The organism is Rhodococcus sp. Q1 (genome assembly GCF_004153645.1).
GTDB classification, from domain to species: Bacteria; Actinomycetota; Actinomycetes; order Mycobacteriales; family Mycobacteriaceae; genus Rhodococcus; species Rhodococcus gordoniae.
On the sequence record NZ_SDMJ01000003.1, the window covers coordinates 384,758 to 399,077 of the forward strand.

The following is a 14,320-nucleotide window of genomic DNA, read 5'->3' on the forward strand; positions in this document are numbered from 1 at the left end:
GGCCGATCGGCACGATCGGCAGCCCGCCCCGGGCAGTTCACACCATCGCCAGACCACAAAAGGACCATCGACGTGCAGACCCACGAGATCCGCAGGCGCTTTCTCGATCACTTCGTGAAGGCGGGACACACCGAGGTGCCGAGCGCGTCGCTGATCCTCGCCGATCCCAACCTGCTGTTCGTCAACGCCGGCATGGTCCCGTTCGTGCCCTACTTCCTCGGTCAGCAGACCCCGCCGTACACGCGCGCCACATCCGTGCAGAAGTGTGTTCGCACCCTCGACATCGAGGAGGTCGGCAAGACCACCCGCCACAACACCTTCTTCCAGATGGCCGGCAACTTCTCGTTCGGCGACTACTTCAAGGAAGAGGCCATCACCTTCGCGTGGTCGCTGCTCACCGGTTCCGTCGAGCACGGCGGTTACGGCATCGATCCCGAGAAGTTGTGGGCGACGGTCTATCTCGACGACGACGAGGCGTACTCCATCTGGCGCGACAAGGTCGGTGTGCCCGACGAGCGCATCCAGCGCCGCGGCATGAAGGACAACTACTGGTCGATGGGCATCCCCGGCCCGTGCGGTCCGTGCTCCGAGATCTTCTACGACCGCGGACCCGACTACGGCGTCGAAGGTGGTCCCGAAGCCGACGAGGACCGCTACATCGAGATCTGGAATCTCGTGTTCATGCAGAACGAGCGCGGTGAGGGCGGCGCCAAGGACGACTACCCGATCCTCGGCCCGCTGCCGAAGAAGAACATCGACACCGGTATGGGGGTCGAGCGCGTCGCTTTCCTGCTCCAGGGCGTCGAGAACGTCTACGAGACCGACCTGCTGCGTCCGGTGATCGAAAAGGCCACCGAACTCACCGGCGCCGTCTACGGTGCGACACACGACGACGACGTGCGTTTCCGCGTCATCGCCGACCACGCCCGCACCGCCGCGATGCTCATCGTCGACGGCGTCAACCCCGGCAACGACGGCCGCGGCTACGTGCTGCGCCGCCTGCTCCGCCGCATCGTGCGCTCGGCGCGCCTGCTCGGCGCCGACAAGCCCACGATGCGCGAGTTCATGGCGGTCGTGCGCGACACCATGGCCCCGTCCTATCCCGAGCTCGCCACCGATTTCTCCCGCGTCGAGACCGTCGCGGTGGGCGAGGAGACCGCCTTCCTCAAGACCCTGGGCACCGGCAGCAAGCTCTTCGAAGGCGCCGTCGAGACCGTGAAGTCGCAGGGCAGGAACGTGCTCGGCGGCACCGAGGCGTTCACCCTCCACGACACCTACGGCTTCCCGATCGACCTCACCCTCGAGATGGCGTCCGAGGCCGGCCTCACCGTCGACGAGGAAGGTTTCCGCTCGCTCATGGCCGAGCAGCGGCAGCGCGCCAAGGACGATGCCCGCGCTCGCAAGCACGCCCACGCCGACCTGACGGTCTACAAGGAGCTCCTCGACCGCGGCCCAACCGAGTTCACCGGCTTCAGCGAACTGGTGAGCGAGGCGCACGTGCTCGCCGTCATCACCGGCGGCGAGCGGCTGCACGCCGCAAGCGCGGGCCAGCAGGTCGAGCTGATCCTCGACCGCAGCCCCCTCTACGCGGAGTCCGGCGGTCAGATCGCCGACATCGGCAGCATCACCGGCCCGGGTCTGAGGATCAAGGTCGACGACGTCCAGAAGATCGCCAAGCAGCTGTGGACACACAAGGTCACCGTGCTCGAGGGCCAGGTCGTCGAAGGCGACGCCGTCCTCGTGCAGGTCGATCCCGAGTGGCGCAAGGGCGCCACCCAGGGCCACTCCGGCACCCACCTGGTCCACGCCGCGCTGCGCGAGGTGCTCGGCCCCAACGCCGTGCAGGCCGGCTCGCTCAACAAGCCCGGCTACCTGCGGTTCGACTTCTCGTGGCCCGGCGCGCTGTCCGAGCAGCAGAAGCAGGACATCGAAGGCGTCACCAACGAGGCCGTCGCGGCGAACTACCCGGTCAACACGTTCGTCACCGACCTCGACAAGGCCAAGAAGATGGGCGCGATGGCCCTGTTCGGCGAGAACTACGGCGACGAGGTCCGCGTCGTCGAGATCGGTGGTCCGTTCTCGATGGAGCTGTGCGGTGGCACACACGTGCAGCACTCCTCGCACGTCGGCACCGTGACCCTCCTCGGCGAGCAGTCCGTCGGCTCCGGTATCCGCCGAGTGGAGGCATACGTCGGTCTCGATTCCTACCGTCATCTGGCGAAGGAACGCGCGCTCCTCGCGGGCCTGTCCTCCACCCTCAAGGTCCCCTCCGAGGAGGTGCCCGGACGCGTCGAGGCCCTGCTCGACCGGCTCAAGGCCGCGGAGAAGGAACTCGAGAAGACCCGTGCCGCGAACGTCGCCGCTGCAGCCGGAACGTATGCGGGCAAGGCGCAGCGCGTCGGCGACGTACTCGTCGTGGCCGAGGCCGCTCCGGAGGGTGTCGCCGGCAACGACCTGCGCACACTCGCATCCGACGTCCGTGGGCGGCTCGGCACCGAGCCCGCCGTGGTGCTGCTGCTCGGCAACGCCGGCGACAAGGTGCCCTTCGTCGTGGCCACCACCAAGGCTGCGCAGGAGAAGGGCATCAAGGCAGGCGACCTCGTCGCGAGCTTCGGCCCCGCGATCGGTGGTCGCGGTGGCGGCAAGCCCGACATGGCTCAGGGCGCAGGGTCGGATCCGGCCGGTATCCCGGCCGCACTCGATGCCTTCCGTGCCCGCCTGAGCGAGCTGGCCGGCTGAGCGTGGCCGAACCGCCGCGCCCCGATCGCCCCGGAGCGGACGATCCCGGCCGTGGTCGCCGCATCGCAGTCGACGTCGGCAGCGTCCGGATCGGGGTCGCCTCCAGCGACCCCGACGGCATCCTCGCCACCCCGGTCGAGACGGTGCCGCGGTCCAAGGAACGCGGACCCGACGCACCCGATATCCGGCGCATCATCGAGATCGTTAGGGAATACGAGGCTGTTGAGGTTATCGTCGGGCTGCCGCAGACACTGCGCGGTGAGCCCGGCAAGGCTGCGAAACTGGCGAGCGACTTCGCGCGTCGACTTCGCCGTGCCCTACCCGACGTTCCCGTGCGCCTGGCCGACGAACGTTTCACGACGGTCACTGCGGCGCGCGCCCTCCGCGAGAGCGGGGTGAGTGCGCGAGGCGCGCGGCCGGTCATCGACCAGGCTGCCGCCGTGGCCATCTTGCAGGGTTGGTTGGACGAGCGGAGTTCGGTAGTGAACGAGTCGGGGCGTGACGCGGGGGGCAGCCGGTGAGCCGGCACGGACGACACGACGACCATTCGGAGAACGGGCGGGAGGATCTGTTCGCAGATCCCTACGCCGGTGGGTACACGCAACCTCCGGTCGATCGCACCGGACCCGCTGACCCGCAGCGGTCCGACCGGGGTTACAGGTACGACGACCCGTACGCACCCGACCCCTACGCGCGCGATGCGTACGGGCACGATCCCCACGCCGGCGATCCGTACGGTGAAGGCCACTCCGGCGGGGCGCCGAGCGCCGGTCGTCCTGGTCCGGACGACCACGAGACCACGGTCCTGAACTTCGGTCCGGGGGCGTTCGACGGCCCACCGCCGGGCACGGTCGACGGTCCACCGTCAGGCACCCCGGGGTACCACCCGCATGCCACGGCCGGTCGCCCCGAACAGGGATACGTCGACGACGATTATGCGGACCAGGACTACGGCGGGCAGGACTACGGCGGGCAGGGTTACGGCGGGCAGGGTTACGGCGAGCAGGGTTACGGCGAGCGGGGTTACGACGACGGCGGACACCTCGACGACGAGTATCCGGGCGGCTACTCCTACGCCGCACGCGACGATTACCGGGACACCGATCGGCGCGACGACTATGCCGACTACGTCGACGACGATGCGGACGACGCCGACGACGACACCGCCGAACAGCGCGCGGTGCCTGCCGCGGTCGGCGGTTCGGATCATCCCGCGCGCCGCGATCCGAAGGCGCGCAAGCGCAAGAGACGTGGACGGGTCGTCGGGGCGCTCGCCGCGGCGATTCTCCTGCTCGTCGTAGCAGGTGGCGGTTACCTCGCCTACGATCGGCTCCTCGGCCCCGACCTCCCACCCGACTTCACCGGACCCGCCGGTCCCGCCGTCGTCGTCCAGGTCGCCCCGGGCGACACCGCCGGGGAGATCGGCAGCGAATTCGTCGACAAGGGCGTCGTGGCGAGTTCCGCCGCTTTCTACGAAGCGGCCGTGCAGAACTCGGGGATGAACTCCCTGCATCCCGGCTTCTATCAGGTGCCCACCAACATTCCCGCCGTCGACGCCGTCGCGGCGCTCGTCGACCCGGCCAGCCGGGTGGGGGCGCTCGTCATTTCCGAGGGACGTCAGCTGCACGACATCCGCGACGTCAACACGGGCGCCGTTCGCAAGGGCATCTACACACTCATCGCCGAGGCGAGCTGCCACGGCGACGCCGCCGCCGAGAACTGCATCACCTACGAGGAACTCGACGCGGCCGGATCCACTCCGGATCTGCAGGCCCTCGGCGTTCCCGAATGGGCGCGCGATGCGGTGGCGAACGTGCCCGACAGGCGACGACAGCTCGAGGGCCTCATCGCCGCAGGCAGCTGGGATTTCGATCCCACTGCCGAACCCGTCGAGATCCTTGCCCGCCTGGTCTCGGAGAGTGCTACGAGCTACGACTCCACCGGGATCACCGATGCGGCCGCGCGGGTGGGCCTGACCCCCTACGAGATGCTCATCTCCGCGTCGCTGGTCGAACGCGAGGCACTGCCACAGGATTTCGCGAAGGTCGCCCGCGTGATCCTCAACAGGCTCGAGATCGATCAGATGCTCCAGTTCGACTCGACGGTCAACTACGAACTCGACGAGACCGAACTCGCGACCACCGACGCCGATCGCGGCCGGGTGACCCCCTGGAACACCTACGCGAAGGTCGGTCTGCCGGCGACGCCCATCTCCTCGCCGAGTATCGGCGCGTTGCAGGCGATGGAGAACCCGGAACCGGGGGAATGGATCTACTTCGTGACGATCGACGACAAGGGCACCACGCTCTTCGCGAACTCCTACGAGGAGCACCTGCAGAACACCGAACTGGCACTCGCGAGCGGGATCCTCGACAGTGGCCGCTGATCCGAGGTCGGGTGTCCGGAGGGCGGCGGTCCTCGGGAAACCCATCGCGCACTCGAAGTCGCCCCTGCTGCATCTCGCGGCGTACCGGGCACTCGGGCTGGCCGAGTGGACCTACGAACGCGTCGAATGCACCGGCGAGCAGCTGCCGGGACTCGTGTCCTCACTCGGTGAGGAATGGGTCGGCCTGTCCGTCACGATGCCCGGCAAGTTCGCGGCACTCGAATTCGCCACCGAACGCACCGAGCGGGCTGTGACGATCGGTTCGGCGAACACCCTCGTCCGTATCGAGAACGGGTGGCGGGCCGACTGCACCGACGTCGACGGTGTGTCGGGGGCATTGCGGTCGGCCGGGGTCGGCGATCTGTCCGATGCGGCGGCGGTCGTCGTCGGGTCGGGTGGCACCGCGCGACCGGCGCTGGTCGGGCTCACCGACCTCGGTGTGCGTTCGGTGATCGTCGTCGCGCGTTCCGAGGAGAAGGCCCGCGCGACGTTCGACTGCCTCGGGGACGACATCGAGGCCCGATGGCTCTCGTTCGATGCGCCGGAACTCGCCCGGGTCTGCGCCGAGGCGGGTGCGCTCGTGAGCACCGTGCCCGCGCCCGCGGCGGCACCGTACGCGGAGACGCTCGCGCACGCGCCCTGCATCCTCGACGCGATCTACGATCCCTGGCCCACGCCCCTGGCGAAGGCAGCCGAGGCACGTGGGGGCTGCGTCGTCAGCGGTCTGCACATGCTCCTGAACCAGGCCTTCGGGCAGGTCGAACAGTTCACCGGACTACCCGCCCCGCGCGCGGCGATGGCCCGCGCCGTCGGGCTGGACATGAATTCTCCGCATCCGGCCTGAGGACCCGCGCGGCCCCGGGGTCGTGGCGATCCGCACCGTCTTCATCCATGGATGCGGACGAGGGGTCCGATACCGACCATGTGCGAGGGCGGCGGGTCGGACCGACGGTCTTTTCCGTGCCAGGTGTCGAATCCGCGCCTTACCGTTCGTATGGAGGATGAGAGGCCGGATCCGCCGGCCGTGGAGGGAAGGACCCCGACATGGCGCAGTACCTGCTGAGCATCTACCAACCGGACGGTGAGCCGCCGTCTCCGGAGTTCCTCGAACCGATCATGAAGAAGGTCGAGGCCTGGCAGAACGAGATCCGGGAGGCGGGCATCTGGGTGTTCTCCGGTGGGTTGCACCCACCGGACACCGCCACGGTCGTGCGTACCGACGAGGGGCGCGTGGTGACGACCGACGGTCCGTACATCGAGGGCAAGGAGCACCTCGGTGGCTTCGACATCCTCGACGTGCCCGACCTGGACGAGGCGCTGAGGTGGGCACGCGGTCTCGCGGAGGCCACCACGCTGCCCGTCGAGGTACGGCCGCTGGCCTTCGGTTCCTGCGCCGGATGACGCGCATACAGCGATGACCGATCCGTCCACCGCAGACATCGAACGCGTCTTCCGCGAGGAGTACGGTCGGGCGGTCGCCGTCCTGTACCGCGTCTTCGGCGACATCGATGTCGCCGAAGACGCGGTACAGGATGCCTTCTCGACTGCCGCCGAGCGGTGGCCGACGGAGGGGATCCCGCCGAGTCCGGCCGGATGGATCATCACCACCGCCCGTCGCCGGGCGATCGACAGGGCACGACGGGAGACGGCACGTTCGGTCAAGCACGCCGAGGCGGATCTGCTCCACCCGGCGTCCGGCGCGGCACTCGACCCCGAGGCGGTCGCCTCTCCCGAGATTCCCGACGACCGGCTCCGGCTGATCTTCACCTGCTGCCATCCGGCGCTCGCGCCGGAGTCACGTGTCGCCCTGACGCTGCGCCTGCTCTGCGGGTTGACCACGGCGCAGATCGCCCGCGCTTTCTTGGTTCCGGAACCGACCATGGGACAACGGATCTCGCGCGCCAAGCGAAAGATCCGCGACGCGCGTATCCCGTTCCGCATACCGTCCCCCGACGATCTACCCGAGCGTCTCGACGCCGTCCGATCCGTGCTCTATCTCGTGTACACGGAAGGCCACACCGCAAGTGGTGGGCCCGAACTCGCCGACGCCGACCTGTGCGCGGAGGCCGTGCGCCTGGGCCGACTGCTGGTCCGGCTCGTCCCGGACGATCCCGAGACCACGGGACTGCTCGCCCTGATGCTCCTCGGCGAGTCCCGACGCGCGGCGCGGACGGGACCCGACGGCGGGCTCGTGCTGCTCGCCGACCAGGACCGATCGCTGTGGGACCGAACCCTGATCGACGAGGGGCAGGCGCTCGTGCGACGCACCCTGCGCTGGAACAGGCCTGGGCCCTGTCAGATCCAGGCCGCCATCGCGGCCGTGCACGCCGACGCGGCCACGATCGACGACACCGACTGGGCGCAGATCGTCGCGCTCTACGACCTGCTGATGGCCTCGGGCCCCACGCCGGTCGTCGCGTTGCACCGGGCCGTCGCACTCGCCGAAGTGGACGGTCCCGCTGCGGCACTCGACATCGTCGACCGCCTCGATCTCGATCGCTATCACGTCTTCCACGCGGCGCGGGCCGATCTGCTGAGACGCCTCGGAAGGACCACCGAGGCGAGCGTCGCGTACGGCATCGCCGCCGCGCGGACGGAGAACGCGGTCGAACGTGCCCATCTGCTGCGGCGGCGCGACGAGCTCAGCTGACAGACGTCGTGCCGGGCGCGCTCTCGGTCTCGGGCACCGAACGCTGCCACGGCCACCGGCCGTCGATCTCCAGTTGCAGCGACCAGCTCAGGAAGGTGCGGATGAGCACGATGACCGCCAGCACGCCCACCGACGTGAAGGTGGGTGTGACGGCGACGGTCTTGATGATGTCGGCGGCGACCAGGAATTCGAGGCCGAGCAGGATCGATCGGCCGAGATTGCGCCGGTACGGTTCGTAGATCTCCGCCTCCGGGGTGCGTCGCCGCGCGGTCGCCGCGAGCCAGGTCGCCGCCAGCGCGCCGATCACCATGACGCCTACTCCGACGACGTCGATGACCGTGCCCACGTGTTCGAGCAGCGACGAAATCTCCATTCGACCAGAACCTTCCGACCGGATCCGACAGACTGCGGCAATCCTTGCAGGACGATCGCCGTCCCGTGCGGCTTTGTCCACAGGACCCTGTCGTATCCACAGAAGCCGGGCCGGACCCCGCGCGAGCCCGCTGCCGGGTGGGCGTGGGGTGCACGCTCCGGGGCATGACAGGGGAGGCGACAGGCGTGCTCGCGACGGCGGTTCTCGGGCTGGGCGCGGGAGTGATCGTGCGGGTTTCGGCGGGGTTGCTGGCCCGACGTCGACCGCCACCGGGACTGTGCGAGCTGGCCTGCGTGGGAGTCGCACTCGTCGTGGTCGCTGCAACCGCCGGCGCCACGACGATCGGAGTGATGGTGTTCGGATGGTGGTGCGTGTGTCTGAGCACGGTGGATCTGCTCGTGCGGCGTCTGCCGAACGTGCTGACCCTCGGGGGAGCAGGAGCGATCCTCGGCGTCGCCGCCGCGACGGGACAGGGGCGGGCCGCCTTCGCCGGCGCCCTCCTGCTCGCGGCGCCGTTGCTCATCACCCATCTGACGGTGCCGCGGTCACTGGGCGCGGGCGACGTCAAACTCGCCCTCGGGCTCGGCGCGGTCACCGGACTTGCCGGGCCCTCGGCGGTGCTGCTCGGTGCCCTGCTCCCACCCGTCCTCACCGCAGGTGCGGCCCTGTTTCTGCGGTTCCGGGCGGCCGGTCGCGGGGGAGCGAGGGCCGTTCCGCGTGCGCTTCCACACGGACCGTCGATGTGTGCCGCCGCGGCACTGGCGTCGATCGTGCCGGGTTGACCAGGGGCGGTATGTCGAGGCGGCGGGCGAACATGGAAGGATGGACCTGTGCTGCGCTGGATAACTGCTGGAGAATCCCATGGTCCCGCCCTCGTCGCGATGCTCGAGGGGATGGTCGCCGGAGTCGAGGTGACGTCGAACGACATCTCGGAGCAACTCGCGCGCCGGCGACTGGGCTACGGCCGCGGCGCACGCATGAAGTTCGAGGCCGACAAGGTCACTGTGATCGGCGGTGTCCGGCACGGACGCACCCTGGGCGGCCCCATCGCGATCGAGATCGGCAACACCGAGTGGCCCAAGTGGGAGACCATCATGGCCTCCGACCCGGTCGATCCCGAACTGCTCGCAGGACAGGCGCGCAACGCGCCGCTGTCCCGCCCCCGGCCCGGCCACGCCGACTTCGCGGGCATGCTCAAGTACGGCTTCGACGACGCCCGTCCCGTCCTCGAGCGCGCCAGCGCCCGGGAGACCGCAGCACGCGTGGCGGCCGGCACCGTCGCCCGGAACTTCCTGCGCCAGGCATTCGGGGCCGAGGTCGTCTCGCACGTCATCTCCATCGGCGCGTCCGATCCCTATGTCGGCCCCGAACCCGGCGCCGATGATCTCGCCGCGATCGACGCGAGCCCCGTGCGCGCCTACGACAAGGCCGCCGAAGAGTCCATGATCGCCGAGATCGAGGCTGCGAAGCGCGACGGCGACACCCTCGGCGGAATCGTCGAGGTCGTGGTGCACGGGCTGCCCGTGGGCCTCGGCTCGTTCGTCAGCGGCGCCGACCGTCTCGACGCGCGACTGGCCGCCGCCCTCATGGGGATCCAGGCCATCAAGGGTGTGGAGGTCGGCGACGGCTTCGAGACCGCGCGCCGACGCGGCAGTGCCGCCCACGACGAGATGAAGCCCGGTCCCGACGGTGTGCTCCGTTCGAGCAACCGTGCCGGTGGCCTCGAAGGCGGCATGACCAACGGCGAGGCCCTGAGGGTGCGCGCGGCGATGAAGCCGATCTCCACGGTGCCGCGCGCCCTGTCGACGGTCGACATGACCACGGGCGACGAGGCCGTCGCGATCCACCAGCGCTCCGACGTGTGCGCGGTGCCCGCGGCGGGTGTCGTCGCCGAGGCGATGGTCGCACTCGTCGTCGCGCAGGCCGCCCTCGAGAAGTTCGGCGGCGACTCGCTCGCCGAGACCGTGAGCAACATCGACCACTACCTGAAGGGCATCGCGGCGCGGCCGCCGCGGTGATCCCATGTCGCCTCGCCTGGTACTCATCGGCCCGCCGGGAGCGGGCAAGTCGACGATCGGCCGTCGGGTCGCGAACGCACTCGACCTGCCGCTGCTCGACACCGACGCCGAGATCGAGCGCGTGACCGGCCGGACGATCCCCGAGATCTTCTCGCAGGACGGCGAACCCGCCTTCCGGGAGATCGAGGAAGAGGTGGTCGCGCGGGCCCTCGACACCCACGACGGGGTGGTGTCCCTCGGTGGGGGTGCGATCCTGTCGGAACGCACCCGTGCGCGACTCGCCGGTCAGACCGTCGTCTACCTCGAGATCAGCGTGTCGGAGGGACTGCGCCGCACCGGCGCGGTCGGAGCCGCCGGAACCCGGCCGTTGCTGGCCGGCGGCGACCCGGCCCAGAAGTACCGCGACCTCATGCGTCGTCGCCGTCCGTTGTACCGGCAGGCGGCGACCATCCGGGTGCGCACCGACGGCCGCAGCCCCGGGCGGGTCGTCCAGCAGGTGCTTGCCAAACTCGAAGCAGCGGACACCGCTACCAGCCAGACCATCAGCGAGGATCGGAGCCCCACACCGTGACCGAACCGGTACGCATCGACGTCGAGACCGCCCAGCCCTATCCGGTGATCATCGGCCGGGGACTGCTCGGCGACGTCGTCGAAGAACTGTCCGGCACGCGGACCGTCGCGATCTTCCACCAGCCGACGCTCACCGCGACGGCGGAGGCCGTGCGGGAGGCGCTGGCCGAGACCGGCATCGACGCGCACCGCATCGAGATTCCCGACGCCGAGGACGGCAAGGAACTCGCCGTCGCCGGCTTCTGCTGGGAGGTTCTCGGCCGCATCGGGCTGACCCGCTCGGACGCCGTCGTCAGCCTCGGCGGCGGCGCCGCCACCGACCTGGCCGGATTCGTCGCCGCGACGTGGATGCGCGGTGTGCGCGTCTACCACATCCCCACCACCCTGCTGGCGATGGTCGATGCCGCGGTGGGCGGCAAGACCGGCATCAACACCGAGGCGGGGAAGAACCTCGTCGGATCGTTCCACGAACCGTCCGCGGTGTTCGTCGATCTCGCCACCCTCGAGACGGTGCCGCGCAACGAGATCGTGGCCGGTCTGGCCGAGGTCGTCAAGACCGGCTTCATCGCCGATCCGGTCATCCTCGACCTGATCGAGGAGAACCCCGAGGCCGCGCTCGATCCCGCCGGGACGGTGCTGCCCGAGCTGATCCGGCGTTCGGTCGAGGTCAAGGCGAAGGTGGTCGCGGCCGACCTCAAGGAGTCGAGCCTGCGCGAGATCCTCAACTACGGCCACACCCTCGGGCATGCCATCGAGCGTCGCGAGCGGTACCGCTGGCGTCACGGCGCCGCCGTGTCGGTGGGCCTGGTGTTCGCAGCCGAACTGGGCCGGCTCGCCGGGCGCCTCGACGACGCCACCGCCGACCGGCACCGCGCGATCCTCGAATCCGTCGGCCTGCCCACGACCTACGATCCCGACGCCTTCGGCGATCTGCTCGAGGGTATGCAGACCGACAAGAAGAACCGTGTCGGCATGCTGCGCTTCGTCGTCCTCGACGGACTCGCGAAGCCCGGCAGGCTCGAAGGACCCGATCCCACCCTGCTCGCGGCGGCCTACTCCGAGGTCGCGCGACAGGGCAAGGCCGACGCGGGAACCGTGCTGCTCTAGCAGTCACCTCGTCGACGAGGGTGGTCTCCACGACGGGTCGCGCCCGGTGAGTCCGATCAGGCGGTCCAGTGGCGACGCGTCGTCGCCCACCCGGACGGCAGGACCGAACAGACCACCCCCGTCGCCGACGCGTTCCGCCTCGGTGATGCTCTCCGCGAAGGCGGTGCACGCTGCGATCTCGTCGGACTCGCAGGTGTACGGCTGTCCCGTGGCGACCGCGAGATCCCAGCCGTGGACGACGAGTTCGTCGAGGGCGACGAGTCCGGCGACCGCCGCCGGAAGGTCGAGTCCGCCCGCGCGGGTCGTGCCCTCCCAGGCTGTGGGCTCTTTCCACGCCCGGCCGAGGTCGGCGAGCCGATCGGGTACGAGGCGACGCCAGTCCGGCTGTAGTTCGCTCGTGAGCTGCGGTGGGGTGTCGGTGTACGGTCCGTGGTCCTTGCGCGCTGCCGCCGTGAACGCGAGCGACAGTCCGAGCACATGGTCGACGAGCACCCCGACGGAAGTGTCGGAACACGGCGTCGGTCCTGTCAGCTGCGCGTCGTCGATGCCCGCCAGGATGCGCTCCATGCGGCGGGTGGCGGGAGTCAGGTCGAGCATCTCGGTGGTGTCGGTCATGGGAAGCTCCTCGAGGTCGGCTGTAGGTACCGACCGTCACCACCCGGAAAACTGAGCACCTGCCGCCTGCCGAGGGGCCTACTGCTTCGGATCGACCCTCGGGAACACCTCGGTGGGGGAGTCGTCGGTGCGCCAGGCAGGGTCGGCCTGCGCCGAACCCGCGGGCGCCGCCGCTCCCACACCTGCGGGCGCGTGGTGCTCCCGATGGACCGACCAGTCGTCGTCACGCGCGGCCTTGCGCTCGCTCCGGCGCGCGAAGAACCTGCCCGAGGTGACCGCGGCCATCGCCGGCAGGAACACCAGCAGCACGGTGAACGCGGCACCGGAGGTGATCTCGAAGAACAGGGACGTCACGCCCACCGGCACCGGGGTGACCGTATCGACGAGCCACGTGAGGACTCCGCCGACGATGGCGGTGACCGCGCCGGCGGCGAGCCAGCGCATCGTCAGGTCGTCGCCCTCGTCGGGGTCGGGATGCGCGCGGTGGTCGCGGATGCCGTCGAGACCGGCCCAGACGAACGCGGCGATCACCACCACGGCGAAGCCCAGCCAGCGCAGGACCGATCCCTGCAACGGCCACTGGATGAGAGCGGCACCGAGCAGGACGCGCACGACCACGTGGACGAGGGCGAGCCCGAGTCCGCGAAGCAACCAGGGTTTCATGTACCTCAGCGTAACGGGTGGCGAAGCCGACAGTGTGTCCCGTCCCACAGCTGCCGTCGCGGTAGGTTGAGCGATATGTCTGCCGACCACGCTTCCCGTCGCCGAGCGCTGCGTGCGCTGCTCGCCGACCGCGATCTCGACGCGCTGCTGGTGACCGGTCTGACCGATATCCGATATCTCACGGGTTTCACGGGTTCCAACGCGGCGCTGATCGTCTCCACGGTGGACGATGCGGACGAGACCCGCACCGTCGTCTGCACCGACGGCCGCTACGTCACGCAGGTGGAGGAGCAGGTCCCCGATCTGCGCGCCGTGATCGCCCGGTCGTCGGCGGCCCGGCTCATCACCGAGTTCGGAACCGACGCTGCGCGTTGGGGATTCGAGAGCCACTTGGTCACTGTCGACGAGAGGGCCCGGTGGGACGAGCTCGACGTCCCCGTCCGCTTCGTCCCCACTCCGGGACTCGTCGAGCAGCTGCGCGCCGTCAAGGACGAACACGAGATCGGCCTGCTGCGCGACGCGTGCGGCGCGGCCGACCGCGCATTGGCGGATCTCCTCGCGGCGGGCGGGCTGCGCCCGGGGCGTACCGAGAAGGAGGTGGCGCGCGACCTCGAATGGCGCATGTTCGGGCACGGCGCCGACGGGATCTCCTTCGAGACGATCGTCGCCGCAGGCGCGAACTCCGCCGTACCCCACCACCGGCCCACCTCCGCGGTCCTCGTGGAGGGCGACTTCGTCAAACTCGACTTCGGTGCCCGAATCGGGGGTTACCACTCCGACATGACGCGCACCTACGTGCTCGGCCGGGCGGCGGACTGGCAGCGCGACCTGTACGAGCTGGTCCTGCGTGCACAGCAGGCCGGTCGCGAGGCGCTCGCACCCGGTGCCGAATGCTCCGCGGTGGACGCCGCCGCGCGCACGGTGATCGCCGAGGCCGGCTACGGCGAGCTGTTCCTGCACGGGCTCGGCCACGGAGTCGGGCTCGAGATCCACGAAGCGCCCGGGATCGGTGCGGCGGCGACCGGTACACTTGTCGCCGGTGCGGCGGTGACCGTCGAGCCGGGTGTGTACTTCTCGGGGCGCGGAGGCGTGCGGATCGAAGACACGCTCGTGGTGCGGGAGCATACTCCGGAGTTGCTCACGCTCACCGACAAGACATTGACCGTCGTTTGAGGGCGGTTCCTCGACCCTAGGAGACA

General features: G+C 69.8%; 14 protein-coding genes. 11 read left to right on the forward strand and 3 right to left on the reverse strand.

The genetic code is table 11. The features are described from left to right. Nucleotides 1–72: 72 nt before the first annotated feature. From alaS to EQ874_RS10360, 6 genes are all read left to right on the forward strand, one after another. Complete coding sequence (alaS, locus tag EQ874_RS10335; RefSeq protein ID WP_129976686.1) at nt 73–2,739, forward strand: alanine--tRNA ligase; 2,667 nt, start codon at nt 73–75, stop codon at nt 2,737–2,739. 2 nt (nt 2,740–2,741) lie between these two features. Beyond that, the gene (gene ruvX, locus EQ874_RS10340; protein WP_016934264.1) at nt 2,742–3,260 is read left to right on the forward strand and encodes a Holliday junction resolvase RuvX; all 519 of its coding nucleotides are present in this window, start codon (nt 2,742–2,744) and stop codon (nt 3,258–3,260) included. Beyond that, nucleotides 3,257–5,125, forward strand: a complete 1,869-nt coding sequence (locus EQ874_RS10345) for an endolytic transglycosylase MltG (protein ID WP_129976687.1) — start codon at nt 3,257–3,259, stop codon at nt 5,123–5,125. Before ruvX ends, EQ874_RS10345 begins: the two co-directional genes overlap by 4 nt. Continuing rightward, nucleotides 5,115–5,969 (forward strand): shikimate dehydrogenase, encoded by an 855-nt coding sequence (locus EQ874_RS10350; protein WP_064064940.1) that lies wholly within the window; start codon nt 5,115–5,117, stop codon nt 5,967–5,969. The genes EQ874_RS10345 and EQ874_RS10350 overlap by 11 nt, the downstream gene beginning before the upstream one ends. A 200-nt stretch (nt 5,970–6,169) precedes the next feature. Then, nucleotides 6,170–6,526, forward strand: a complete 357-nt coding sequence (locus EQ874_RS10355) for a YciI family protein (RefSeq protein ID WP_016934267.1) — start codon at nt 6,170–6,172, stop codon at nt 6,524–6,526. A 13-nt stretch (nt 6,527–6,539) separates the two neighbouring features. Then, a complete protein-coding gene (locus EQ874_RS10360; RefSeq protein ID WP_129976688.1) occupies nt 6,540–7,775 on the forward strand; it encodes an RNA polymerase sigma factor in 1,236 nt (411 codons plus the stop codon). Here EQ874_RS10360 and EQ874_RS10365 read toward each other — a convergent pair. Continuing rightward, entirely contained in the window at nt 7,768–8,148 is a 381-nt protein-coding gene (locus EQ874_RS10365; protein WP_129976689.1) for a DUF1622 domain-containing protein, read from the reverse strand. The genes EQ874_RS10360 and EQ874_RS10365 overlap by 8 nt on opposite strands. Before the next feature lie 164 nt (nt 8,149–8,312). On the opposite strand from EQ874_RS10365, the gene EQ874_RS10370 reads away from it, so the two are divergent. From EQ874_RS10370 to aroB, 4 genes are read left to right on the forward strand one after another with little or no spacing between them, the layout of a single operon-like run. After that, nucleotides 8,313–8,930, forward strand: a complete 618-nt coding sequence (locus EQ874_RS10370) for an A24 family peptidase (protein ID WP_129976690.1) — start codon at nt 8,313–8,315, stop codon at nt 8,928–8,930. A gap of 48 nt (nt 8,931–8,978) precedes the next feature. Continuing rightward, nucleotides 8,979–10,166 (forward strand): chorismate synthase, encoded by a 1,188-nt coding sequence (gene aroC, locus EQ874_RS10375; protein WP_064064935.1) that lies wholly within the window; start codon nt 8,979–8,981, stop codon nt 10,164–10,166. A gap of 4 nt (nt 10,167–10,170) precedes the next feature. Further along, nucleotides 10,171–10,737 carry a shikimate kinase gene (locus EQ874_RS10380; protein WP_064064934.1) on the forward strand — a complete coding sequence of 189 codons (567 nt, stop codon included), beginning with the start codon at nt 10,171–10,173 and terminating at the stop codon, nt 10,735–10,737. Further along, entirely contained in the window at nt 10,734–11,843 is a 1,110-nt protein-coding gene (gene aroB / locus EQ874_RS10385) for a 3-dehydroquinate synthase (RefSeq protein WP_129976691.1), read from the forward strand. Before EQ874_RS10380 ends, aroB begins: the two co-directional genes overlap by 4 nt. 3 nt (nt 11,844–11,846) lie before the next feature. Here the strand turns inward: aroB and EQ874_RS10390 are convergent, their stop codons facing one another. Next, on the reverse strand, nt 11,847–12,458 hold the full coding sequence (locus EQ874_RS10390) for a TIGR03086 family metal-binding protein (protein WP_016935103.1): 612 nt from the start codon (nt 12,456–12,458) through the stop codon (nt 11,847–11,849). A 78-nt stretch (nt 12,459–12,536) separates the two neighbouring features. Further along, a complete protein-coding gene (locus tag EQ874_RS10395) occupies nt 12,537–13,121 on the reverse strand; it encodes a B-4DMT family transporter (RefSeq protein ID WP_064064931.1) in 585 nt (194 codons plus the stop codon). 75 nt (nt 13,122–13,196) lie between these two features. On the opposite strand from EQ874_RS10395, the gene EQ874_RS10400 reads away from it, so the two are divergent. Next, nucleotides 13,197–14,294: an aminopeptidase P family protein gene (locus EQ874_RS10400; RefSeq protein ID WP_129976692.1), complete on the forward strand. Its 1,098-nt coding sequence runs from the start codon at nt 13,197–13,199 to the stop codon at nt 14,292–14,294. The last annotated feature ends 26 nt before the right edge of the window (nt 14,295–14,320 follow it).

Excerpts from the sequence above, each read along its gene's own strand:
- EQ874_RS10355 (WP_016934267.1), top strand. The coding sequence starts at position 6,170 with ATGGCGCAGTACCTGCTGAGCATCTACCAACCGGACGGTGAGCCGCCG.
- EQ874_RS10360 (WP_129976688.1), top strand. The coding sequence starts at position 6,540 with ATGACCGATCCGTCCACCGCAGACATCGAACGCGTCTTCCGCGAGGAG.
- EQ874_RS10365 (WP_129976689.1), bottom strand. The coding sequence starts at position 8,148 with ATGGAGATTTCGTCGCTGCTCGAACACGTGGGCACGGTCATCGACGTC.
- EQ874_RS10370 (WP_129976690.1), top strand. The coding sequence starts at position 8,313 with ATGACAGGGGAGGCGACAGGCGTGCTCGCGACGGCGGTTCTCGGGCTG.
- EQ874_RS10380 (WP_064064934.1), top strand. The coding sequence starts at position 10,171 with ATGTCGCCTCGCCTGGTACTCATCGGCCCGCCGGGAGCGGGCAAGTCG.
- EQ874_RS10390 (WP_016935103.1), bottom strand. The coding sequence starts at position 12,458 with ATGACCGACACCACCGAGATGCTCGACCTGACTCCCGCCACCCGCCGC.
- EQ874_RS10395 (WP_064064931.1), bottom strand. The coding sequence starts at position 13,121 with ATGAAACCCTGGTTGCTTCGCGGACTCGGGCTCGCCCTCGTCCACGTG.
- EQ874_RS10400 (WP_129976692.1), top strand. The coding sequence starts at position 13,197 with ATGTCTGCCGACCACGCTTCCCGTCGCCGAGCGCTGCGTGCGCTGCTC.